24 protein-coding genes are annotated in these 23,182 nt (G+C 60.9%); 14 read left to right on the top strand and 10 right to left on the bottom strand.

Annotation, left to right across the window (positions count from 1 at the left end):
* Positions 1-232: 232 nt before the first annotated feature.
* From B0G80_RS37225 to gltA, 7 genes are all read left to right on the top strand, one after another.
* Positions 233-1,033, top strand: coding sequence for a GntR family transcriptional regulator (locus B0G80_RS37225; protein ID WP_106282586.1), 801 nt, complete (start codon positions 233-235; stop codon positions 1,031-1,033).
* Between the two features lie 157 nt (positions 1,034-1,190).
* Positions 1,191-1,607: a succinate dehydrogenase, cytochrome b556 subunit gene (sdhC, locus tag B0G80_RS37220; RefSeq protein ID WP_106282587.1), complete on the top strand. Its 417-nt coding sequence runs from the start codon at positions 1,191-1,193 to the stop codon at positions 1,605-1,607.
* 3 nt (positions 1,608-1,610) lie between these two features.
* The gene (sdhD, locus tag B0G80_RS37215) at positions 1,611-1,979 is read left to right on the top strand and encodes a succinate dehydrogenase, hydrophobic membrane anchor protein (RefSeq protein ID WP_106282588.1); all 369 of its coding nucleotides are present in this window, start codon (positions 1,611-1,613) and stop codon (positions 1,977-1,979) included.
* Between the two features lie 4 nt (positions 1,980-1,983).
* Positions 1,984-3,759: a succinate dehydrogenase flavoprotein subunit gene (sdhA, locus tag B0G80_RS37210; RefSeq protein ID WP_116122670.1), complete on the top strand. Its 1,776-nt coding sequence runs from the start codon at positions 1,984-1,986 to the stop codon at positions 3,757-3,759.
* Between the two features lie 24 nt (positions 3,760-3,783).
* Positions 3,784-4,488 (top strand): succinate dehydrogenase iron-sulfur subunit, encoded by a 705-nt coding sequence (locus tag B0G80_RS37205; protein WP_012428644.1) that lies wholly within the window; start codon positions 3,784-3,786, stop codon positions 4,486-4,488.
* Position 4,489: 1 nt separating this feature from the next.
* On the top strand, positions 4,490-4,762 hold the full coding sequence (locus tag B0G80_RS37200) for a succinate dehydrogenase assembly factor 2 (RefSeq protein ID WP_106282590.1): 273 nt from the start codon (positions 4,490-4,492) through the stop codon (positions 4,760-4,762).
* 91 nt (positions 4,763-4,853) lie between these two features.
* Positions 4,854-6,155 carry a citrate synthase gene (gene gltA / locus B0G80_RS37195; protein ID WP_012428642.1) on the top strand — a complete coding sequence of 434 codons (1,302 nt, stop codon included), beginning with the start codon at positions 4,854-4,856 and terminating at the stop codon, positions 6,153-6,155.
* A gap of 312 nt (positions 6,156-6,467) precedes the next feature.
* Here the strand turns inward: gltA and B0G80_RS37190 are convergent, their stop codons facing one another.
* Positions 6,468-6,998, bottom strand: coding sequence for a TetR/AcrR family transcriptional regulator (locus B0G80_RS37190; protein ID WP_258879163.1), 531 nt, complete (start codon positions 6,996-6,998; stop codon positions 6,468-6,470).
* Between the two features lie 130 nt (positions 6,999-7,128).
* On the bottom strand, positions 7,129-8,589 hold the full coding sequence (locus B0G80_RS37185; protein ID WP_116122668.1) for an efflux transporter outer membrane subunit: 1,461 nt from the start codon (positions 8,587-8,589) through the stop codon (positions 7,129-7,131).
* A 75-nt stretch (positions 8,590-8,664) separates the two neighbouring features.
* Between B0G80_RS37185 and B0G80_RS37180 the strand changes: the two genes are divergently transcribed.
* The 4 genes from B0G80_RS37180 to B0G80_RS37165 all read left to right on the top strand — a co-directional run bounded on the left by B0G80_RS37180 (position 8,665) and on the right by B0G80_RS37165 (position 14,461).
* A complete protein-coding gene (locus B0G80_RS37180; protein ID WP_116122667.1) occupies positions 8,665-9,282 on the top strand; it encodes a TetR/AcrR family transcriptional regulator in 618 nt (205 codons plus the stop codon).
* Between the two features lie 84 nt (positions 9,283-9,366).
* The gene (locus B0G80_RS37175; RefSeq protein ID WP_116122666.1) at positions 9,367-10,482 is read left to right on the top strand and encodes an efflux RND transporter periplasmic adaptor subunit; all 1,116 of its coding nucleotides are present in this window, start codon (positions 9,367-9,369) and stop codon (positions 10,480-10,482) included.
* Positions 10,479-13,619, top strand: a complete 3,141-nt coding sequence (locus B0G80_RS37170) for an efflux RND transporter permease subunit (protein ID WP_116122665.1) — start codon at positions 10,479-10,481, stop codon at positions 13,617-13,619. Before B0G80_RS37175 ends, B0G80_RS37170 begins: the two co-directional genes overlap by 4 nt.
* 35 nt (positions 13,620-13,654) lie before the next feature.
* Complete coding sequence (locus B0G80_RS37165; protein ID WP_116122664.1) at positions 13,655-14,461, top strand: oxidoreductase; 807 nt, start codon at positions 13,655-13,657, stop codon at positions 14,459-14,461.
* Positions 14,462-14,686: 225 nt separating this feature from the next.
* Here B0G80_RS37165 and B0G80_RS37160 read toward each other — a convergent pair whose 3' ends face one another.
* The 3 genes from B0G80_RS37160 to B0G80_RS37150 all read right to left on the bottom strand — a co-directional run bounded on the left by B0G80_RS37160 (position 14,687) and on the right by B0G80_RS37150 (position 16,710).
* A complete protein-coding gene (locus tag B0G80_RS37160; protein ID WP_116122663.1) occupies positions 14,687-15,082 on the bottom strand; it encodes a nuclear transport factor 2 family protein in 396 nt (131 codons plus the stop codon).
* A gap of 220 nt (positions 15,083-15,302) precedes the next feature.
* The gene (locus tag B0G80_RS37155) at positions 15,303-15,905 is read right to left on the bottom strand and encodes an NADPH-dependent F420 reductase (protein ID WP_116122662.1); all 603 of its coding nucleotides are present in this window, start codon (positions 15,903-15,905) and stop codon (positions 15,303-15,305) included.
* Between the two features lie 70 nt (positions 15,906-15,975).
* Complete coding sequence (locus B0G80_RS37150; protein ID WP_116122661.1) at positions 15,976-16,710, bottom strand: SDR family NAD(P)-dependent oxidoreductase; 735 nt, start codon at positions 16,708-16,710, stop codon at positions 15,976-15,978.
* Positions 16,711-16,821: 111 nt separating this feature from the next.
* On the opposite strand from B0G80_RS37150, the gene B0G80_RS37145 reads away from it, so the two are divergent.
* Positions 16,822-17,190: a helix-turn-helix domain-containing protein gene (locus B0G80_RS37145; RefSeq protein WP_116122660.1), complete on the top strand. Its 369-nt coding sequence runs from the start codon at positions 16,822-16,824 to the stop codon at positions 17,188-17,190.
* Positions 17,191-17,241: 51 nt separating this feature from the next.
* On the opposite strand, the gene B0G80_RS37140 is transcribed toward B0G80_RS37145, so the two are convergent.
* Both B0G80_RS37140 and B0G80_RS37135 read right to left on the bottom strand, forming a co-directional pair.
* The gene (locus B0G80_RS37140) at positions 17,242-17,862 is read right to left on the bottom strand and encodes an NADPH-dependent F420 reductase (protein ID WP_116122659.1); all 621 of its coding nucleotides are present in this window, start codon (positions 17,860-17,862) and stop codon (positions 17,242-17,244) included.
* A 199-nt stretch (positions 17,863-18,061) separates the two neighbouring features.
* The gene (locus B0G80_RS37135; RefSeq protein ID WP_116122658.1) at positions 18,062-19,000 is read right to left on the bottom strand and encodes an SDR family oxidoreductase; all 939 of its coding nucleotides are present in this window, start codon (positions 18,998-19,000) and stop codon (positions 18,062-18,064) included.
* A 239-nt stretch (positions 19,001-19,239) separates the two neighbouring features.
* On the opposite strand from B0G80_RS37135, the gene B0G80_RS37130 reads away from it, so the two are divergent.
* On the top strand, positions 19,240-19,695 hold the full coding sequence (locus B0G80_RS37130; protein WP_106282603.1) for a helix-turn-helix domain-containing protein: 456 nt from the start codon (positions 19,240-19,242) through the stop codon (positions 19,693-19,695).
* Positions 19,696-19,966: 271 nt separating this feature from the next.
* On the opposite strand, the gene B0G80_RS37125 is transcribed toward B0G80_RS37130, so the two are convergent.
* The 3 genes from B0G80_RS37125 to B0G80_RS37115 form a co-directional block, all read right to left on the bottom strand.
* Entirely contained in the window at positions 19,967-20,404 is a 438-nt protein-coding gene (locus B0G80_RS37125) for a PleD family two-component system response regulator (protein ID WP_116122657.1), read from the bottom strand.
* A gap of 254 nt (positions 20,405-20,658) precedes the next feature.
* Positions 20,659-21,075, bottom strand: coding sequence for a hypothetical protein (locus B0G80_RS37120; RefSeq protein WP_147309973.1), 417 nt, complete (start codon positions 21,073-21,075; stop codon positions 20,659-20,661).
* A gap of 122 nt (positions 21,076-21,197) precedes the next feature.
* Positions 21,198-22,088: a hypothetical protein gene (locus B0G80_RS37115; protein WP_116123872.1), complete on the bottom strand. Its 891-nt coding sequence runs from the start codon at positions 22,086-22,088 to the stop codon at positions 21,198-21,200.
* A 199-nt stretch (positions 22,089-22,287) separates the two neighbouring features.
* Between B0G80_RS37115 and B0G80_RS37110 the strand changes: the two genes are divergently transcribed.
* Positions 22,288-22,992, top strand: a complete 705-nt coding sequence (locus B0G80_RS37110; protein WP_116122655.1) for a Crp/Fnr family transcriptional regulator — start codon at positions 22,288-22,290, stop codon at positions 22,990-22,992.
* Positions 22,993-23,182 lie beyond the last annotated feature (190 nt).

Below are 23,182 nucleotides of genomic sequence, written 5' to 3'. Positions count from 1 at the left end.
ATGGCGGCGAAATCGAAACCTGAACTGCGTGGGAACAGCATGGTGCAGAGTGGCTGCCGGCGCGTCGCGGCGCTGCATCAAACAGCCGCCGAAAAACCCGCAAACCCTTGCCCGACAAGGAGTGTAGGAGTCGTCAGAGGCAAAGTCAACATTATCTTATGTCTTATATAAGACATATCTGTTGCGGGGAAAACCCTAGACGCGGCCTAGCCCTTTATGATGAAATGCGCGCATGAATTCGAACCCGGCGAACACCACGAATCCGAGCGGCCAAGGGGTGGCGGGTGAGGGTGTACCCGCTGCGTCTACGGCCGCATCGCCCACTTTCAGCCCCTTGTATCAGCAGATCAAAGGGTTGATCACGCAGAGCCTGGAAAGCGGCGAGTGGAAGCCGGGCGAGATCATTCCTAGTGAAGTCGAATTGGCGGCCAGATACAAGGTCAGTCAGGGCACGGTGCGTAAAGCGATCGACGAACTTGCCGCCGACAACCTGCTGGTGCGCCGCCAGGGCAAGGGCACGTTTGTTGCAACGCACAACGAAGACCGCGCCCAGTTTCGCTTCCTCAGATTACTGGCCGATGACGGCGCGGAACATCCGCACGTTAGCCGTCTGCTCGAATGCCGGCGCTTGCGCGCTTCGGCGGACATTGCCCGGCAACTCGATCTGAAGCCGGCCGATCCCGTCGTCTTGATCAAGCGCTTGCTGCAGTTCGACGGCGAAGTCACGGTACTCGACGAAATCTGGCTGCCCGGCGCCGTGTTCCGCGGCCTGACGCTCGAGCGGCTGTCGGAGTATAAAGGTCCCCTCTACGCGATGTTCGAGACGGAGTTCGGCACCCGCATGATCCGCGCCACGGAGAAGATCCGCGCGGTCGCGGCCGAGCCTTCCGTGGCCGATCTGCTGCATGTGCCCGCGGGTTTTCCGCTGCTATCGGTCGAGCGCGTGTCCTACACATACGGGGACCGGCCGGTAGAAGTGCGCCGCGGTTGGTATGTCACAACCGGGTATTACTATCAGAACGACCTAAGCTGAATCGGGCTGAATAAGGGCGCTGCGTCCCACACGCGCGCCTGTTTGAAGGCGCCTCTATCGCGCGTGCTGTAACGGACCTGTCGTGGTTTTCGCTGCAGCGCGATATAAAAAGGCGCTAAAATTGCGGATTAGTGTGACTACATAGTAGGGGTCTAGCATGGCTGAAGCCGTAAAAAAACCGAGGCCGGAATTCCGGAACATCGGTATCGGGCAGATATTGACGGCGTACCGTCTACCGCTAGCGGGGCGAGTATCGATCTTGCACCGCCTGAGCGGTGGTCTGCTTTTTGTTTTTCTTCCGTTCCTGCTGTACCTCTTCGATCAGAGCCTCACTTCTGAACTCAGTTTCGAAGTCTTCAAAGGTTTCCTCTCCAACATCATCGTCAAGCTCATCACGCTCGTTCTCGCGTGGGCCTTTCTGTTTCACTTCTGCGCCGGCGTCCGTCACTTGCTGATGGACACGAACCATGACGCAGTAACGAAGGAAAAGGGCAAGTCGACCTCCATCGTCGTTCTCGTCGTGTCGTCGTTGCTCACCATTGCATTCGCGGCAAAACTGTTCGGAGCATTCTAAAAAATGTCATCAAATAACCGAATCGGTTCGAAGCGTCTTGTTGTCGGCGCGCATTACGGTCTGCGCGACTGGCTGGCGCAGCGCATCACGGCCACGATCATGGCGGTCTACACCGTCATCCTGCTCGCCTGGTTCTTCGGCGCGCGCGATTTCTCGTACGACGGCTGGGCCTCGATTTTCGCCACGCAATGGATGAAGCTTGCCACGTTCGTCATGCTGCTTTCGCTGTTCTATCACGCGTGGGTGGGTATCCGCGACATCTGGATGGACTACGTGAAGCCCGTTGGCATCCGCCTGTTGCTTCAAGCGCTGACGATCGTCTGGCTGCTCGCGTCGGCGGGCTACGCTGCGCAGATTCTCTGGAGAGTGTAAAAGAATGGCTGCAATCAAGAATTCTCTGCCGCGTCGCAAGTTTGACGTGGTTATCGTCGGCGCGGGCGGCTCGGGGATGCGCGCTTCGCTGCAACTCGCGCGTGCCGGCCTGTCGGTCTGCGTGCTGTCCAAGGTGTTCCCGACGCGTTCGCACACGGTTGCTGCTCAAGGCGGCATCGGCGCATCGCTCGGCAACATGAGCGAAGACAACTGGCATTACCACTTCTACGACACGATCAAGGGTTCCGACTGGCTCGGCGACCAGGACGCGATCGAGTTCATGTGCCGCGAAGCACCGAACGCCGTCTACGAACTCGAACACTTCGGCATGCCGTTCGACCGTAACGCAGACGGCACGATCTATCAACGCCCGTTTGGCGGCCACACCGCGAACTACGGTGAAAAGCCGGTGCAACGCGCTTGCGCGGCGGCTGACCGTACCGGTCACGCGCTGCTGCACACGCTGTATCAGCAAAACGTCGAGGCCAAGACGCAGTTCTTCGTCGAATGGATGGCGCTGGATCTGATCCGCGACGCCGAAGGCGACGTGCTCGGCGTGACCGCGCTGGAAATGGAAACCGGCGACGTCTACATTCTGGAAGGCAAGACCACGCTGTTCGCCACGGGCGGCGCGGGCCGGATCTTCGCGGCATCGACCAACGCGTTCATCAACACCGGCGACGGCCTGGGCATGGCGGCGCGTTCGGGCATCGCGCTGCAAGACATGGAATTCTGGCAGTTCCACCCCACCGGCGTGGCCGGCGCGGGCGTGCTGATTACTGAAGGCGTGCGCGGCGAAGGCGGCATTCTGCGCAACTCGAACGGCGAGCGTTTCATGGAACGCTACGCGCCTACGTTGAAGGATCTGGCGCCGCGTGACTTCGTGTCGCGTTCGATGGACCAGGAAATCAAGGAAGGCCGCGGCGTGGGTCCGAACAAGGATCACGTGCTGCTCGACCTGTCGCACATCGGCGCCGAGACGATCATGAAGCGTCTGCCGTCCATCCGCGAAATCGCGCTGAAGTTCGCGAACGTCGATTGCATCAAAGAGCCGATCCCGGTCGTGCCGACCATCCACTATCAGATGGGTGGTATTCCGACGAACATCCATGGCCAGGTCGTGGGTACGTCGAAGGGTCACGAAGTGCCGGTCAACGGTTTCTACGCAGTGGGCGAATGCTCGTGCGTGTCGGTGCACGGCGCGAACCGCCTCGGCACGAACTCGCTGCTCGACCTGGTGGTGTTCGGCCGCGCAGCCGGCAACCATATCGTCAAGCACGTGAAGGAAATCAAGGAGCACAAGCCGCTGCCGGCCGACGCCGCTGATTTCGCGCTGTCGCGTCTGGCGAAGCTCGATAGCTCGTCCTCGGGCGAGTACGCGCAATCGGTTGCCAACGACATCCGCGGCACGATGCAGAAGCACGCCGGCGTGTTCCGTACCTCGGCGTTGCTGGCCGAGGGCGTCGAGCGCATCCGCGAAGTAGCTGACCGCGTCGACAGCATCCACCTGAAAGACAAGTCGAAGGTGTTCAACACGGCGCGCGTCGAAGCGCTGGAAGTGGCGAACCTGATCGAAGTGGCCCGCGCCACGATGGTTTCCGCCGAAGCGCGCAAGGAAAGCCGTGGCGCGCACGCGCAGAACGACTTCGAACATCGCGACGACGAAAACTGGCTGCGCCATACGCTGTGGTTCAGCGAAGGCGATCGCCTCGACTACAAGCCGGTTCACATGCAACCGCTGACGGTCGAATCGGTTCCGCCGAAAGCGCGGACCTTCTAAGGCACAAGTCAAAGGAATTCAGAAATGGCAAAGCGTACATTTGAAATTTACCGCTACGACCCGGACAAGGACGCAGCGCCGCGCATGCAAACGTACGAGATCGAGATCGACTCGCACGAACGCATGCTGCTCGACGCGCTGCTGAAGTTGAAGGCAGTTGACGAGACGCTGTCGTTCCGCCGTTCGTGCCGCGAAGGCGTGTGCGGTTCGGACGCCATGAACATCAACGGCAAGAACGGTCTGGCCTGCCTGCAGAACATGAACGATCTGCCGCAAAAGATCGTGCTGCGTCCGCTGCCGGGACTGCCGGTCATTCGCGACCTGATTGTCGACATGACGCAGTTCTTCAACCAGTATCATTCGATCAAGCCGTACCTGATCAACGACACGCCGCCGCCGGAAAAGGAACGTCTGCAGTCGCCGGAAGAGCGCGACGAGCTCGACGGCCTGTACGAATGTATTCTGTGCGCTAGCTGCTCGACTTCGTGCCCGAGCTTCTGGTGGAATCCGGACAAGTTCGTCGGCCCGGCTGGCCTGCTGCAAGCCTACCGTTTCATCGCGGACAGCCGCGACGAAGCGACGGGCGAACGGCTGGACAACCTGGAAGATCCGTACCGTCTGTTCCGTTGCCATACCATCATGAACTGTGTCGACGTTTGCCCGAAGGGCCTGAACCCGACCAAGGCGATTGGCAAGATCAAGGAATTGATGGTTCGCCGCGCTGTCTGAGATGGAATCAACATCGCATCAGTCCGACCCTCTCCGCCGCGCGCGTCTTCGCTGGCGCGCGCGGCGGGGCCTGCTGGAAAACGATCTGATCTTTGAGCGTTTTTTCAGCCGATATGAGCATGACCTCAGCGATGCAGATGTGGGCGCCCTCACGCGCCTGCTCGAGCTGAGCGATAACGACCTGATGGACTTGCTGCTCGTACGCAAGGAACCGGAAGGCGACCTTGCCGACCCGGATGTAATCCGGGTGCTGGAGCTGCTGCGGAATGCCTGACCGGCGTAGCCGGCTTTGAGCGCAGCTTGTCCGTTGTTCCAGGCGTGCAATTATCGAAACCCTGTTTCCATACTTCGATTGAGGATGTGCTATGACCCCGTCAGATGTTAAAGCCACGCTATCGTTCAGCGACAATTCGCCGAGCGTTGAAATGCCGATTTACAAGGGCACTCTCGGCCCGGACGTGATCGACATCCGCAAACTGTACGGCCAGACCGGCAAGTTCACGTACGACCCGGGCTTCATGTCGACGGCGGCTTGCAATTCGGCGATCACCTACATCGACGGCGACAAGGGCGAGCTGCTGTATCGCGGTTATCCGATCGACAATCTGGCGCAGAACGCCGACTTCCTCGAAACGTGCTACCTGCTGCTGAAGGGCGAATTGCCGAACGCGGAGCAGAACGCCGAATTCGTGAAGACGGTCACGAACCACACGATGGTGCATGAGCAAATGCACTTCTTCTTCCGTGGTTTCCGTCGCGACGCGCACCCGATGGCGATTCTGGTCGCCGCGGTCGGCGCATTGTCGGCGTTCTATCACGACTCGCTCGACATCAACAACCCGCGTCACCGTGAAGTGTCGGCCATTCGCATGATCGCGAAGCTGCCGACGCTGGTCGCCATGGCGTACAAGTACAGCATCGGCCAGCCGTTTGCGTACCCGAAGAACGACCTGTCGTACAGCGCGAACTTCATGCACATGATGTTCTCGAACCCGTGCGAAGAGTACAAGGTCAACGACGTGCTGGTGCGCGCGCTGGACCGTATCCTGATCCTGCACGCGGATCACGAGCAGAATGCATCGACCTCGACCGTGCGTCTCGCCGGTTCGTCGGGTGCGAACCCGTTCGCGTGTATCGCAGCGGGTATCGCGTGTCTGTGGGGCCCGGCGCACGGCGGTGCGAACGAAGCCGCATTGAACATGCTGGAAGAAATCGGCTCGGTCGACAACATTCCTGAGTTCATCAAGCAGGTGAAGGACAAGAACTCGGGCGTGAAGCTGATGGGCTTCGGTCACCGCGTCTACAAGAACTACGACCCGCGTGCGAAGCTGATGCGCGAAACCTGCCACGAAGTGCTGGAAGAGCTGGGTCTGCACGACGACCCGCTGTTCAAGCTGGCCATGGCGCTGGAAAAGATCGCGCTCGAAGACGAATACTTCGTGTCGCGCAAGCTGTACCCGAACGTCGATTTCTACTCGGGTATCGTGCAGCGCGCGCTGGGCATCCCGACGTCGATGTTCACGTGTATCTTTGCGATGGCGCGTACGGTCGGCTGGATTGCACAGTGGAACGAAATGATTGCGGATCCGGAACAGAAGATTGGTCGTCCGCGTCAGCTGTTCATCGGCGACACGCAGCGTGAAGCGAAGCCGATCGCGCAACGTTGATCGGGTTTGAGCCCGCTTGATTCGTAGTGGCGGCGTGCGCTGCGAGTGAGGGCGGAGACTGCTGATAAAGACGCCCGACGGGTTTTTCGTCGGGGCGTTTTGTTTTGTTTTCAGCTTCCTGTCCCGCGCACTGAGCCTGCATTTGCGCGGCGGTGCAGCAGGCGGCGGTGGTTCTTTGCAAGCCAAATCTGTTTTGACGCTCGGCGGGTTGTCTCCATCGCTGCTCGCAATTGCCGTTGACATCTGCAGCGGCCTTCAACGTTTCAACTCGCAGAAAATGGGTCGAGCGCGGAGTCTCGCGACGCGGTCGGATCACCACTGCGATTCTGCTTCGGCCGAAGCGTCCGACAGATCATTGGGCATGGTCATGTTGAAGCAGAGGATGCCGTCGATCAATGCGATAACGCCGAGCACCTGGTCGGCGAAAGGACCCGGCAACCGTATGTTGAGGCGCTTGCATAACTGCTCAAGGAAGTACGCGACCATGTCGTGCTTTTGCAGGTATAGGGCGTTCACATGTCGGCGGAATTTCGCATCACGCATGGCATGCAAACGTGCCTCAGCCCAGATGATGCAGCTGTTGTTGTCGCGATAGCACTGCGCGTACAACAAGGTGAGCTGTGCTTGCAGATTTCCGCTGGACGGTGCGGTGTCTCGCAGCTTCTGCAAGCTTTCTTGCATGTTCTGGTGATCGAGCCGGAGCAGTTCGACGAAAAGATCGCTCTTGCTGCTGAAGTTCGAGTAGAACGCGCCACGGCTATAGCCGGCTTGGGCTGCGATATCCTCCACGCTAGTTGCGGCAAACCCTTTTTCGGCGATGCTCGACGCTGCTGCGTCCAGCAAGCGCCGCCGGGTTCGCTCGCGACTTTCGGCTCGCGTCGTTCGTTTGTGTGGCATGCGGCAAAGCGCTCATATAGCGAAGAACGATGGCCAGAATCCACGCTACCGGCAAATCGCGGGGCGCGTCGGGTTGCTATTTGACGGCGACCGCTTCGGATTCGCGAGGTTGCCATCCGCCGCCGAGCGCCTTGAAGGCGGCAACCGCTGCGCGTGCCGATTCCGTTTGCGCCTGCACCCGCTCATCGGAGGCGCGTAGCAGGTTGTCGTCGGCCTGCAAGACTTCGATCAGGCTGACGACGCCTTTTTGATAGGCCGCGAAGGAGGCGGCTCGCGCCCGGCCGAGCGAGTTCACTCCCTGTGCGAGTACCGTAGCCTCTTCCTCCCGCTTGACGAGTGCCGAGAATGAGTTCTCGACGTCTTCGGTTGCATGAAGCGCGGCGAGCCGATACGCCGCCAGCATTTCCGCCTGCTGCCCCTTAGCCTGCTCGATCTGCGCATTGATGCGGCCGAAATCGAACAGACGCCAGCGCAGCCCGAGCACGCCGGCGGCCTGATTGGCGCCGGTACTGAACAGGTTGCCGCTGGCCACGGATGTGGCGCTGCCGAGCAGTCCACTGAGCGACACCTTGGGGTAATACTCGGCGATGGCCACGCCGATGCGCGCGTTCGATGCAGCAAGGCGACGCTCGGCCACGATCAGGTCGGGCCGGCGCCTGAGCAACTCTCCCGGGGATCCTGTGTCCGCGATGCGCGGGGCGACCGGGATGTCGCCAGCGTCGGCCAGCTCGGCTCGGTGCGTGCCGGGCTGTGAACCCAGCATTACGTCCAGCGCGTTCATCGCCGCATCCAGCCCCGCCTCGAGAACCGGGACGGATGCCTTAACCTGCGATAGCGCACCTTCGGTTTGGCTCACCTGAAGGTCGGCCGCCAATCCTTTGCTATACAGGAGGTTGATGGTCGAAAGCAGACTCTGCTGCGTCTGCACCTGCCATCGGGCGACCTTCAGGCGAGCCTGCAAGCCACGAATCGTGATGTAGATATCGGCAGTCTGCGCCGCCACAGCCAGGCGCGTGGCCGCCGCGCCCGCTTCCGAAGCCTGATATTCGGCAAGTGACGCTTCCCGGCCGCGGCGCAGTCCCCCGAACACGTCCAGTTCCCAGCTCGCGTTGAAATTGGCCTCATAGTCGTTGCCGTAACGGTCGAAACCGGGAGTCGAATTCAGGACCTGCCCCAAGGGGGTCTCTACAGATTGATAGACTCTCGCCGCCTGGCCGCCGACGTTACCGGAGGGCAGCAACGCGGCAGTCGCCGCACCGAGGCCCGAGCGCGCCTGAGCGACGCGAGCGGCGGCCTGCGCAAGGTCAAGGTTCTGCTCCAGCGCTAGCGTAACGAATCGTGTAAGTTGCGGATCGCCGAAGCCGGTCCACCACGTGACAAGGTCGGCACTGGCCGCCGCTTGCCGGTAATCCACCGCGGCCTGGCCCTGGAAATGGTCCGGCATGGCAACCTTGGGCCGGACATAATCGGGGCCTACAGCGCAGCCTGCCGAGAGGCCGGCGGCCATGACGGCGGCGAGGATGTGTACACGTAGCATGAGCGTCTTCGCAAGGTCCGAGTGTGACTATAATACCAAATGGTCACTAGTTGTCTACTCCTGTATGCTATACCTATGAAAAACACCACCACTCCCTCCATCCCGTCGCGCGGCCCCGCAGACCACGAAGTGCGGGACCAGATTGTTGGCGCCGCCACGGAGCACTTCAGCCGGTATGGCTACGAGAAAACGACGGTCTCCGACCTCGCGAAAGCCATCGGTTTTTCGAAGGCCTACATCTACAAGTTCTTCGAGTCCAAGCAGGCCATCGGCGAGATGATCTGCGCGAACTGCCTGAACGAGATTGAAACCGAAGTCAGGGCGGCCGTCGCACAGACCGATCTGCCGCCAGAGAAGCTGCGGCGGATGTTCAGCGTATTCACCGAAGCGAGCCTCCGGCTTTTTTTCCAGGACCGTAAGCTCTACGAGATTGCCGCATCGGCGGCGACAGAGAACTGGCAGGCGGTAGTTTCGTACGAAGAGCGCATCCAGAAGTTGCTTCAGGACGTCCTGCAGGAGGGCCGGCAGAGCGGAGACTTCGAGCGCAAAACGCCTCTCGATGAGACCGCGATGGCGATCTATCTGGTGATGCGCCCCTACCTCAACCCATTGCTACTGCAGTACAGCTTCGATTACACCAAGGTCGCCCCTGCGCAACTGTCCAGTCTTGTGCTCCGCAGTCTGTCGCCTTGACGGAAATTCTCCATTGTGACCATTGACTAAATTGGTCACAAGAACCACAATGAAAGCCCCGATCACTCCGTCTATGGGTCTTTCATGCTCCGGCGTCGCCTTGCTACCTCTACAGTCGTCTGTGCACTGCCACTTGCGCTAGTCGCCTGCGGCGCAAAAGCACCGTCCGATCCGCGCACCGAAGCGCCCTTGGTGCGCACCGCCATCGCTCAGACGGCGATCCCCGCCTCCCGTTCGTTTACCGGAACCGTCGCCGCGCGCGTGCAGAGCGATCTCGGATTTCGCGTCTCCGGCAAGGTGCTGGAGCGGCTGGTGGATGCCGGGCAAACCGTCAAGCGTGGTCAGCCGCTGATGCGCATCGATCCCATCGATCTACAGCTTGCCGCGCAGGCCCGGCAGGACGCGGTCACCGCCGCGCGAGCCCGGGCGCAGCAGACCGCGCAGGATGAAGAGCGCTACCGCGACCTGCGCGGCACCGGCGCGATATCGGCATCGGCCTATGACCAGATCAAGGCGGCGGCCGATGCCGCCAAAGCTCAGCTCAGTGCGGCCGAGGCCGACGCCGGCGTCGCGCGCAATGCGACGGGTTATGCCGGGCTGGTAGCGGACGGCGATGGCGTCGTGATGGAAACGTTGGCGGAGCCGGGCCAGGTCGTGAGCGCCGGACAGCCCGTGGTGCGTTTGGCCCACGCCGGGCGCCGCGAGGCTGTGATCCAGTTACCCGAAACCTTGCGCCCCGCCGTCGGTTCGGTCGCCCAGGCCACGCTGTTCGGCAACGGCGGCGCGAGCGTACCGGCGACGCTGCGCCAGCTCTCGGAGGCGGCGGATGCACGTACCCGGACCTTCGAAGCGCGGTATGTGCTGCAAGGAGAACTGGCCGACGCCCCGCTGGGCGCCACGGTGACGGTCCAGATTCCGGATGCGCGTTCCGCGGTGCCAAGCGGTTTACAGGTGCCGATCGGCGCGCTGTTCGACGCGGGCAAGGGACCAGGGGTGTGGATCATCAACGGCGAACCTGCGAAGGTTTCCTGGCGGCCGGTCACTGTCGAACATCTTGACGACGATAGTGCCCGCGTCGCCGGCAAGATCAAGCAAGGCGACCGGATCGTCGCGCTCGGCGCGCAACTGCTGCGCGAAGGGGAGCAGGTCCGGGTGACGGGTCAAGCCGTCGCCGTCGCTTCCGAGGGAGTCCGTCCGTGAGCGAAGGCCGTTTCAATCTGTCGGCGCTCGCTGTCCGTGAGCGCTCCATTACCCTGTTCCTGATCTGCCTGATCTCGCTGGCGGGCCTCGTTTCGTTCTTCAAGCTGGGCCGGGCGGAAGACCCCGCGTTCACGGTCAAGGTGATGACCATCATCACCGCGTGGCCGGGAGCCACGGCGCAGGAAATGCACGACCAGGTCGCCGAGAAGATCGAAAAGCGCATGCAGGAGCTGCGCTGGTACGACCGGACCGAGACCTACACACGGCCTGGGCTGGCCTTCACGACCTTGACCTTGCTCGACAGCACGCCGCCTTCGGAAGTGCAGGAGCAGTTCTACCAGGCTCGGAAAAAAATTAGCGACGAAGCGGCCAACCTTCCGTCTGGCGTGATTGGACCGCTGGTCAACGACGAGTATGCCGATGTCACCTTCGCGCTGTTTGCGCTGAAGGCGAAGGGCGAGCCGCAGCGCCTGCTCGTGCGCGATGCCGAAACGCTGCGCCAACGGTTGCTGCATGTGCCGGGCGTGAAGAAGGTCGACATCATCGGCGAGCAGTCGGAGCGAATCTATATCCAGCTCTCACATGACCGGCTGGCAACGCTGGGCGTGAGCCCCCAGGACGTATTCGCCGCGCTCAACGGTCAGAACGCTCTGACGCCGGCCGGCTCCGTGGAAACCAAAGGTCCGGAGGTGTTCATTCGCCTGGACGGTGCCTTTGACAACCTGCAGAAAATCCGCGACACGCCGGTCGTCGCGCAGGGCCGCACGTTGAAGCTGTCGGACATTGCCACGGTTACGCGTGGTTATGAAGATCCGGCGACGTTCATGATCCGCAACGACGGCGAACCTGCGCTGCTGCTGGGCATCGTCATGTGCGACGGCTGGAACGGGCTCGATCTCGGCAAGGCGCTGGACGGCGAGGTCGGCGCAATCAACGCCGGGCTGCCGCTGGGCATGAGCCTGACCAAGGTCACGGATCAGGCCGTCAACATTCATTCGGCGGTCGACGAGTTCATGGTGAAGTTTTTCGTCGCGCTGCTGGTGGTCATGCTGGTGAGCTTTGTCAGCATGGGCTGGCGTGTCGGCCTGGTCGTTGCCGCGGCCGTACCGCTGACACTCGCGGTCGTGTTCGTCGTGATGGCGGCAACCGGCAAAAACTTTGACCGCATCACGTTGGGGTCCCTGATCCTGGCGCTCGGCCTGCTGGTGGACGACGCGATCATAGCGATCGAAATGATGGTGGTGAAGATGGAGGAAGGCTACAGCCGCATCGCCGCCTCCGCCTACGCGTGGAGTCATACGGCCGCGCCGATGCTGGCGGGCACGCTGGTGACCGCCGTCGGCTTCATGCCCAATGGCTTCGCGCGCTCCACGGCCGGCGAATACACCAGCAACATGTTCTGGATCGTCGGCATTGCGCTGATCGCATCGTGGGTCGTCGCCGTGGTCTTCACGCCCTACCTGGGTGTGAAGATGCTGCCCGACTTCAAAAAGGTCGAAGGCGGTCACGACGCGATCTACGACACGCCGCGCTACAACCGCTTCCGTCAGCTGCTCACGCGCGTCATCGCGCGCAAATGGCTGGTTGCCGGTTCGGTCGTGGGTCTCTTCGTCCTGGCCATCCTCGGCATGGGCGTGGTCAAAAAACAGTTTTTCCCGATCTCCGACCGTCCGGAAGTGCTGGTCGAAGTGCAGATGCCCTATGGCACGTCGATCTCGCAAACCAGCGCCGCCACGACGAAGGTCGAAGCGTGGCTCGCGAAGCAGAAGGAAGCCAGGATCGTCACCGCATACGTCGGGCAAGGCGCGCCCCGCTTTTACCTGGCGATGGGACCGGAACTGCCCGATCCGTCGTTTGCCAAGATCGTAGTGCGCACGGACAGCCAGGATGAACGCGACGCATTGAAGCAGCGACTGCGTCAGGCAGTCGCCAACGGTCTCGCCTCCGAGGCGCGCGTGCGGGTCACGCAACTCGTATTCGGTCCGTATTCGCCATACCCGGTCGCCTACCGTATCTCCGGTCCCGACCCGGACAAGCTGCGCGGTATTGCGGGAGAAGTTGAGCAGGGCATGCAGGCCAGCCCGATCATGCGCACGGTCAACGCTGACTGGGGTACGCGCTCGCCCACGCTGCACTTCACGTTGCAGCAGGACCGGTTGCAGGCGGTGGGGCTGACGTCCAGCGCCGTAGCGCAGCAACTGCAATTCCTCCTTACCGGCGTGCCTGTCACCGCCGTGCGTGAGGATATTCGAACGGTGCAAGTCGTCGCGCGTTCGGCCGGCGATGTGCGTCTCGACCCGGCACGGCTCGGCGACTTCACGCTGGCCGGCGCGAACGGGCAACGCATTCCGCTGTCGCAGGTGGGCAAGGTCGACGTGCGCATGGAGGAGCCGATCATGCGCTGGCGCGATCGTGTGCCGACGATCACGGTACGCGGCGACATTGCCGACAACCTGCAGCCGCCGGACGTATCGACGGCAATCACCAGGCAGTTGCAACCTGTCATCGCCAGGCTTCCGGCCGGCTACCGTATCGAAGAGGCGGGCTCCATCGAGGAATCGGCTAAAGCGACGCAAGCCATGTTGCCGCTCTTCCCCATCATGCTGGCGGTTACGCTCATCATCATCATTTTCCAGGTGCGCTCGATCTCCGCGATGGTGATGGTGTTCCTCACCAGCCCGCTCGGTTTGATCGGCGTGGTGCCGACGCTGATTCTGTTCCGGCAGCCGTTCGGCATCAACGCGCTGGTCGGCCTTATCGCGCTGTCGGGGATTCTGATGCGAAACACGCTGATCCTGATCGGGCAGATTCACCAGAACGAGCACGCCGGACTGGATCCGTTTCATGCCGTTGTCGAAGCCACCGTGCAGCGTGCCCGCCCGGTGATCCTGACCGCCATGGCGGCGGTTCTTGCGTTCATTCCGCTGACGCATTCGGTGTTCTGGGGAACCCTTGCGTACACGCTGATCGGCGGCACTTTTGCAGGAACGATTCTGACTCTGGTCTTCCTGCCGGCCATGTATTCGATCTGGTTCAGGATCAGGCCCGACCATGCCGCAGGTTCGCAACAAGGCCGGCATGAGCGGACATCACCTTCCGAACAGATGCCACAGGATGCGCTCGACGTGCGCGGCTAAAACACAATCAATTCACTGTATCGAAGGAAACTGCAATGTCGAACTCTACCGTTGTCGTCGTGACCGGTGTGTCATCCGGTATCGGACGCGCCGCCGCCGAGAAGTTTGCCAGCCGCGGTTGCCGCGTGTTGGGCACCGTGCGAAGCATCGCAAAAGCGACGCCTATCTCTGGCGTCGAGCTTGTCGAGATGGATGTTCGCGACGATGCCTCCGTTCAATCCGGAGTCCAGATCATCTTCGATCGCGCGGGGCGTATCGATGTGCTCGTCAACAATGCGGGAACGAGTCTGATCGGTGCGGTGGAGGAGGCCTCTGTTACCGAGGCTGCGGCGCTGTTCGACACCAATGTATTCAGCATCCTGCGCACAATACGCGCGGTACTTCCCCACATGCGGGCACAACATGGCGGAAGGATCGTCAATGTTAGTTCGGTGCTTGGCTTTTTGCCGGCTCCGTATATGGGTCTTTATTCGGCTACCAAGCATGCCGTCGAGGGGCTGACCGAAACCCTGGATCATGAGGTGCGCCAGTTCGGCATACGCGCAACGGTGGTCGAGCCGTCCTTTACCAGAACCAATCTCGACATCAATGCGCCCCAGGCGGGTTCGAAAATCGCCGACTATGACCGCGAACGTGCCCTTGCAACGAGCGCAGTCGTGAAGAGTGTCAAAGGTGCGCCCGAGCCCGAGGGCGTGGCAAACACCATTGTCGAAGCGGCGCTTGGCGCCTGGCGGATGCGTCGCACGCCTGCCGGACAGGCGTCGTTGCTGAGCAAGTTACGCCGCTTCATGCCCGCTGGTCCCGTCGATTCAAGCTTGAGAAAAACATTCGGACTTGGTTGAAGCGCTCGTCTACGCATCACCCTGTGGCCAGGGTTTGACGAGCCCCTGTTTCTGGACGCCCCATTTTAGTTGGAACGATCAGTGTGAATCACACATGTGAAGCTCGATGGGTTCGCGTCTCAACGGGGTAAGTAACCGCACTAACACGCCTGCCCGCGATATGGGCGTACTCAGTTCGACCCAACTGATTGGCTGTTGTTGTTGGATTCATCGCCAGCTTCAGCTTTAAGGTTCGGAGGCCCGCGCGAGTGCAAGTGTGTCGATATATTCCCGGATCTTCGTCACTTTGCCATTTTGAACGGTAATGGCGAAGATCCAATGGTCTTCGAACCTCCTGTTCGTGGCTTTGATTCTGCCCGTGGCGAAGCCGACGGCCAGAACCCTGTCGCCCTGCGCTACGAATTCAGGGGACTCTGGGTATGATGTTTCCACCGTTTCTGAAGCTTTCTGAAGCAAATCCGCCAATCCGGCGTGTCTGCGGTGTGTGCCGGCTAGCGGCCACTCGCCCGGAATGATCCACTCAATGTCTTCGGCAGAAATCGCCAGCAGACCTTGCTTATCGCAGCGGCCCATTGCTGCAAAAAAATCCTTCACAATCTGGACATTCTCTTGCGTGCTCATCGAACTCTCTCCATTACTGTTGCATCGGATACGATCGAAGTAGACCCACGACTGAAGCAAGCGAGGGAACGATCGCGTCCTTGACGTCGGACAGTCTCTATTCCCTCGACCCGCGACAGGTTTTCCGGGTTGAACGACGTGAGAGACGTGTGCCCCTCAATAAAACGGCGGTCGCCGTTTGTCCACGAGCCAGGATCGCATAAAGATTCGCGATAACGATTTATCGGTCGAACTTGATCAGGTCCTTGAAGACCAGTTGACCCCAGCTATTTCCGCGCGCCTGCACAAGCAGTCCACCTTCGGAAAGTCCACCAAGTTTGATCGGCGAGAAACCGAGATTTTCCGCAAGCGCGCTGATCTCCGCTGCGGCGCCGTCGTCGTCGCTCGCGAGGAACACGACTCTCCTGCCACCGTGCACGGCCAGATCCTGCTCAAGTACAGCAGCGCCCAGATGATTGAAGCCCTTGACCAGTCTTGCGCCAGTGAAGGCGTGCGCGACGACCCTGGAAGAGGGCTGTCCTCCCAGTTGCTCAGGGGGCACGCCGTAGGCATTGGTCACATCGACGATGGTCTTCCCCTGCCAGGTGGGCAGCGCCTTTGCGACATCCCGGTGCGACTCGAAACGGACCGCCAAAAAGATGATGTCCGCCTTGACGGCTTCCGCCAGCCTTTTGGGAATGATCTCAGGTCCAATTGCGGCCGCAGCGGATGCAAAGCTTTCCGGGTCGCGAGTGGTCGCAACGGATACTTCCATGCCGTTGCGGGCAAACGCCTTGGCCAGGGCCTGGCCGATCTTGCCGAAGCCGATGATTGCGTAGCTCATATATTTTCCTTTGGTTTACCGAGCCCTACGGCGCTCCGAGTAATCGAATGGAGCGCCGTAGGGCGTAGCGTCAGATTTGCGCCAGGCCGCCGTCGACGGCGACCTCGCTGGCGGTCATGAAGCTGCTGTCCGGCGACGCGAGGAAGGCGGCCACCGCTGCGATCTCCGCCGGATCGGCCATGCGCTGGAGCGGAGTCATCGAGGCGAAGACCTTCTGGCCTTCCTCGCCTAGCGCTTCCTTAGCGAGTTCGGTCGCCGTTGCCCCGGGCGACAGCACGTTCACGCGGATGCCGGTGCCCTTCAGTTCCTCTGCCCAGGTCCGCGCGAGGTTGCGCACGGCCGCCTTGCTCGCGCTGTAGGCGCTCATTGCCGGGGCGCCCGTGGTGCCGGCGCTCGATCCGGTCAGGATTATCGAACCGCCTTCGCTCATCAGCGGCAGCGCTTGCTGGACCGTGAAAATCGTGCCCTTCACATTGGTGTCGAAGGTTTCGTCGATGTGCTCGGCGGTAATCTTGCCGAGCGCAAGCTGGCTTCCCGCCCCGGCATTGGCGAAGACGATGTCCAGGCTTGCGCGCTCGGACTTCACCGCCGCGTAGAGTCGGGCGAGGTCGGCCTCGTCCGAGACCGAGCCCTTCACCGCGCGGGCATTAGGCCCGAGCTCGGCCAGAGCAGCGTCGAGCGCTTCCTGCCGGCGGCCGAAGATGAAGACGAAGGCGCCTTCCTCGATAAAGCGCTTTGCTGCGGCGCGGCCGATGCCGGTAGCGCCGCCGGTGATCACTGCGGTCTTTCCATTCAACCTGGTCATGAGGTGCATCCTTCCTTGGAGTTGTACGGAAGCAGAAGAACTGCTTACTTGAGACGAGTATGCAGTTATGATAACCTAACAACAAGTATGCACCTTTTGGTAACCACGAAAATGACTGACTGTTCTCAAAATTGCGGCGGGCGCTATTCCTACGGGCTTGCCGCCACCCTCAGCATCATCTCGGGCAAGTGGAAACCGCTGATCCTGTACTTCCTGCTCGACGGCCCGAAGCGCTACGGCGAGCTCAAGCGCAACGTCCACGGCGTCAGCGCCAAGGTGCTGATCCAGCAATTGAAGGAACTGGAGGCCGATCATGTGCTGGCGCGGACCGACTACAAGGAGGTGCCACCGCGCGTGGACTACGCGCTGACCCCGCTCGGCCGCAGTCTGGCCGACAAGATTGTCCCGCTCTGTACCTGGGGCACCGAGAACATGGCGGAAATGGTGAGCATGCTTGCCGAGCGGGACCGGTTGCGTTAGCGGGATGCTGAAGAACCGTGGGGTCGGACGACCGTCCGCGTTGGTGTTGATTCAGCCGACATCGACGTTCAAGGCGATGTCGAAGGTGCCGGCGCCGTTTTTGGCCAGGCCGATGAGCATCAGGCCGAGCGACTCGAGCGTCGAAGCCATGTGCAGGCCGCCGATATCGAACGGACGCAGCCCGAGACTTTCCAGGAAGGCAGAAACCCGCGCCTTGGCCTTCGGATCGTCAGCGGCGATGAACGCGTCGAGGCGTCCACGCCGCGCAAGTACCGGGCCGAAGAGGGTGTTGAGCGCCTTCACGACATGCGCGCTGGCGGGGGCGCTCCTGGCGATCTCCTGCGCACCAGAACTGCCGTGGGGGGTGACGAGGCCCGTGAGGTCGGGGGCGATCGGGTTGGTGATGTCGAGAATCACCTTGCCGCCGAGCGCCTCGCCGAAGTCGGTCACCACCGCCGCCGCACTGCCGTACGGCACGGCGAGGATGACGATGTCGCCCGCCGGCGCGACGCCGTACGTCCCTGTGGTCGCCCCAGCTGCGAGCTTGTCGGCCAGCGCCCGCGCCCTGGCAGAGTCGCGAGATATCACCTCGACGGTGTGTCCAGCCTTGGCGATGCGGTCGCCGATCGCCGTGGCCATGCCACCTGTGCCGATGATACTGATAGTGCTCATGTGCAGTCTCCTGGTCAGTTAAGCGGTGCTCGTACTTTCAAAACGGGGCTTCCCCGGTGAATGTTTTGTGTGCGCCGAGCCGCGTCGGCCGTCCCTCATGCAATCCTTGGGTCAGCAGAGTCTTCGCGGATGAATCACGGCGTCGCGACATTGCTGTCCGCCGGGCTCGTTGCGACTCGGCTTCCCGCCTCAGCTCAACTCAAAGGGCCGGGAAGTAGTGGCCATTGTCGAGGTCCTTAAGCAGGTCGGGCTGAGCAGGCTCCCAGCCGAGGGTCTGGCGCGTGATGAGGTTGGACGCCGGGAGGTCCAGCGTGACAAGATTCGCGAGGAATCCAAAGTATCCCGGCAACATCAGTACGTCCTCCGGAATACTCACCGCCGGCAGGCCCAGACGACTGCCAATAGCCTCGGCGATCTCGCGGAACCGGATGCCCTCCCCCTCAATCCCGTGCCAGCTTTTGCCAGCCGGACCCTTCTCCAGCGCCAGGCGGAACAAGGAAGCGAGGTCGCGGCTGTGCACGGCCGGCCACCGGTTCGCGCCGTCCCCGGGGTAGCCGACGACACCCTTCTCCTTCGCGAGCCCGATCAGCAGCGGGAGGAAGCCGGTATCGGTCGTGCTGTGTGCAATAGGAGGAATCCGCACGACCGAAGACCGCACGCCCCGCTCCGCGAGATCGACTACGGTGAGCTCCACGACGTTGCGAACTCGCAGAGTCCCCTTGTACGCATCGCCGCCGGGAAGGGCCGGATCCTGCTCGGTGGCTGGCCGGCCCAGGTTTTCCCATCCGGGAGAGCCGATGCTTGCCGACACGACCAGCGGCTTTCCGCTTCCGGCCAGTGCCTCGCCATACGCGAGCATGATCTGAAGTTCCGCAGCGGCCACGGCGTCAAGTCCGCCGGAGGGAAGCAGGTCTTGCCTATGCGCGATGTGGATGACGCCGTCGGCCTGCGCCGCAGCCGCCTTGAGCCCATCGAGGTCTGAGATATCTCCGCGACGCACCTTGGCGCCGAGCGCGGACACCGCCGCTGCGGACTTGTCCGACCTGGCTAAGCCGGTGACCTCGTGCCCGGCGGCGATGAGGTCGGAGATGATGTACGGACCGATATGACCGGTGCCGCCGGTGACGAAAACGTGCATGTTATTGCTCCTTATAGGCGATGTGATGCGAGAAGCGGTGGTACGGGCGCACTAAGCCGAGGGCCGCCGATCGCCGCGGCCATGCCGCCTGCGCCGATGATGCTGATAGTGATCACGCAGTCTCCTGGTGAGGTAAGCGGTGCCCGTACCCCGAACGACCATGCTAGCCACATTACTTGCAAAAAACAAGTAAACAAGGGAATTTACTTGCGTTACGCAAGCGATGTTAAAATCCAGCCATGAAGACGACGACATCCAAAGAAGACGTTCGGTCCCATTGCGCGGTGAACTACGGCGTGGAGATCTTCGGCGACCGGTGGTCGCTCCTGATCATTCGCGATATCGTTTTCGTCGGCAAGAAGACGTATGGCGAGTTCCTGAAATCGGAAGAAGGGATCGCGACCAATGTGCTTGCTTCGCGCCTTGCCTTTCTTGACGAGCAAGGCATTCTCTCGAGGGCGCCCAACCCCGACGACAGGCGCAAGGACTTTTACACGCTAACCGAGAAGGGCCTGGATCTCATTCCCATCGTGCTTGCCATCGTTCTTTGGAGCGCGAAGCACGATTCGAAGTCGTACGTGCGGCGTCGCAAGGATTTCGTTGCTCGTTTACGCGGAAGCCCCTTGCAGGTGGGCGAAGAGATAAAGGCGCTGGTCCGCAACGGCGGATGTCTCTTTCCTGAGAGCAAGGAATGAGCAAGACGCAGTTGGTCATTCTTTGTAGATTTTGCGCAGTGGTCGAGCTGACAGGTGGGCGGTGTCTTTGGTGAATTATCGGCCTCACGCCTTGGATAGCGAACGACACTCGACGTCGAGTTGTCCGTGTCCTTTACTCCTCCTGCTCGGAACGCGGCACCGATTTTCGTTTGCTGCGCTGCCATCGTGTAAGAGATGGTCGAGCGCCGCTGGAAAACGCAGGACAATCTGTGGAAAGTCACTGCTGCCTGCCGCCTCAAATGCGCCGCTGCTATGCCCAGTACTTCAGAGCTTCCGCAGGCCACCTACATAGCGGCGTGGCTCCGCAGTGGGGTCGGATTGACCTGTTTTCCAAGCGCTTTGCCGCCAGGGAATCGACGGTCGTCGCGAGTAGTTCGATATCGACAGGCTTGCGGAAAAAAATATTCCATAGCCCAGTTCTATCTGATGGCGCAGATTGCGCCGAGGTCATGATGATCGGAATCAGGGCCAGCGCCGGATAACACCTGAGCCGCTCGCACAGGACGTCCCCGTCCATGCATGGCATGTTCCAGTCAGTGACAATTACATCGGGAAGGTAACGACTTGCAATCTGCAACGCCGGATGCCCATCGTCAGCGAGTACGACGTGGTGGCCGCGCCCCTCTAAAACAACCTGGAGTAGCCATAACGAATCCGAGTCGTCGTCAACGATCAGGATGACAGACATAGCAAGAGCCCTATTAGTCTCTGCCTTCGCGCAACGACTGTGCCAACTCGTACGACGCTTACAAACTGACAGCCCTCAAGTGCCGTGTCGAAAGGCGAGATCTGCCGCTAAAGGCATTAGCCAGTTCGACATGCGTGCCAGGCCAGGATCGCGGCGCGCTGGGCATGTGACGGGCGCGGCTTGCATCGATTGCCGTGCTGTTTTGGCGGCGGACAGTGCGGCGTCGAGCTGGTCGACTGAGATCGACTGCCGAGTCAACTGCTTCTCGACTTCGACGATCGCGGGGTTGGACCTTCGACGACACCGCCACCGGTAGAGAAATGCCGAAGCGTCTCTTCTCGGGGCAACTGTGCAGGAGCGTCGCCCGCCAGCCCGTAGACCTCAATGCCGCTCAACAAACCGCCGCTCTCGAATATGAATATTCCGGCCGGCGCATTGACCGGGCCGAAAATGAAGTCCCCGAGGATGTGTACGCCCGGTGGAGCAGGTTCGCGGCCCTTGATCTGGAAATTGATGGACCCACAGCCGCAAGGACAGCGCGAAGGCGTTACCTCGGCCGCTGCGAGCTGTTCGAGAAACTCTTGCGCCTTTGGCTCGCCATGCTCAAGCATCCAACGAGCGAGCGACATCTCGGATGCAGACAACGGGCGGTTTCGTTCGAGAGTGTCCATGGAGAGAAAGTCTAGCAGGTGCCATCACGAAGACCGGCGGCCGAATGACCATGAGAATGTCTCGACTGCCGATATGCTTGCTCGACGCGTACACACCGGCTACGGTGCAAACGAAGCGGGTCTTACTGTTCGCGAGCGCTTGTGGCTCGCCTCCATACGCCTTCCAGCATCGCAGGCACCCATTGCTCGGCCGGGCAGCGACTCCAGGTGTCGGCAAGGAAAATCATCGATTCGTCGCCACTCGTCTGCCGAGCCTTCTCCAGCTCCAACAACAGCAGCGTACCCGCGGAGTAAGGGCAGCCACCGACCGATCCACTCGATGTCGCTTGACGAAGGACCACGCCTGGGGCGAAAAGGCAGCGATGGCTGGCCACTTCGGCCGTGAGTGTCTGCCGCACCGAGGCGTCGAGATAAAGGCCACGCATGTGATTCAGGCCTTTTACGACATTGTGTATTGCTACGCTGACGGCGTGGACGCCTGCAAGGTCTCCACCGACCATCGAAACGAGTAACGCCTTGGCGCGCGTCACCTTGCCGGTTACTTTCCAGGCCAGATTACGCAGCGCATTACCCGGCGCAAGGGACGCGGCAAGCACTTGCGCAGCGGCCCAGGTGGCCTCGCCAGCTTCGAAGGTGGGACTGAATAAACGACCTATGACCTGCTGCACAAGCGGCCCGACTGCAACGTCAGTGTTTGTGCCGCGAACCCACGCTGCCAATGGCTCCAGGTCGGCGGGGGCCGCGCGGATATCCGGTGCGGCGGCGTTGAGTTTGTGCCACAACGCGTCCTGCTGGATCTCGCGTCCAGTTGCCTTTCTCGCGCTCATCGTCGGGAATCGATGACCTTTGTACGACAGCACCCCGAGTATGCGGCGGACCAACAGACTGTTGAGCAATGGCTTGCCTGACCCAAAGGCGCGGTCGAGCGTGCCGTCACGCGCGATTTGAAGGATGCCGGCAGGCTGATCCACCTTGATGACATCGACAAGACCCGGAATATGTTTGTGTTCCACGACTGCGTACCTCGCAAAGAAAGAGATTCGTTCGACTCGCGTGGCGCGGCATGCCCCAGGCATTTTGCCATTGCTGCCACTCGTGCCGCTCGAACAGGGCCGACGCCCGCGATAACCTCTCCGCGCCGTCAGACATGAGCCCCGATCATGTCGTCAAAACCGGCTAATATCTATCAGCTACCCGACAGATTGGCGCCAAATGAATTCCCATGTACAAAGCTATAGGCCACAACTGGCAACAACACCGTGGTTCAAGGATTTACCGATCGAGCTTCAGGACTATCTTGTCGCTCACTCTGACCTGCTCCGGCTAAAGAAGGGGCAACAGCTTTATCGGCGCGGCGAACAGTCGTTCGGCCTGTACGCGGTTCTCGACGGTGCATTGTCGATCGGTACTGTCGGCGCGGATGGAAAAGAGGCGCTGCTCGCCGTACTTGGGCCGACCGCCTGGATCGAGGAAATCTCGATGTTCGACGGGCTGCCTCGTCCGCACGATGCCTCAGCGATAAGTGACACTCTCATGCTTCACGTACCCGGTGCACCGTTGGAAAGCCTGCTTAAGGCTAACCCTGCTTACTGGCGGAATTTTGGCTTGTTGATGGCGCAAAAAATCCGAATCTCCTTCGAAAACAACGAAGCCATGACACTGTTGCCGGCCGCTCAACGCTTGGCAAGTCGCTTATTGCTGATCGCTGGTGGCTACGGCGGGATTAATGCCGAACGGAGCAGGATAAAGCTTTCGCAAGACACCTTGGCTTCAATGGTTTCGCTTACACGGCAGACGACGAACCAGCTGCTCAAGAACCTCGAGAGTCAGGGTATCGTCGATCTGAAATTCGGGGAGATCGTTATTCTTGATTTTGATCGCCTGCACGCTGCCAGTATCGAAGATCCTGGTCCTTGAGACGCAAATTCAGAGATGGATCCTTGCCGCCAGAGCAGCTTTCTTTGTTCCATTTCCAACGAACAGGTTTGTTCGCACCGGAACAGATTTCGTTTGCAAGCAACCAGCTTACGCGCCCGCCCTTGCCGGGTAACGCCGATACAGGTATCGTCACTACCACCCAACTCCCTGTTTTTTATCGGTTTTTTCG

Source organism: Paraburkholderia sp. BL6669N2, from assembly GCF_003387275.1.
GTDB lineage: Bacteria > Pseudomonadota > Gammaproteobacteria > Burkholderiales > Burkholderiaceae > Paraburkholderia.
This window is presented reverse-complemented; position numbering and strand designations above follow the sequence as displayed.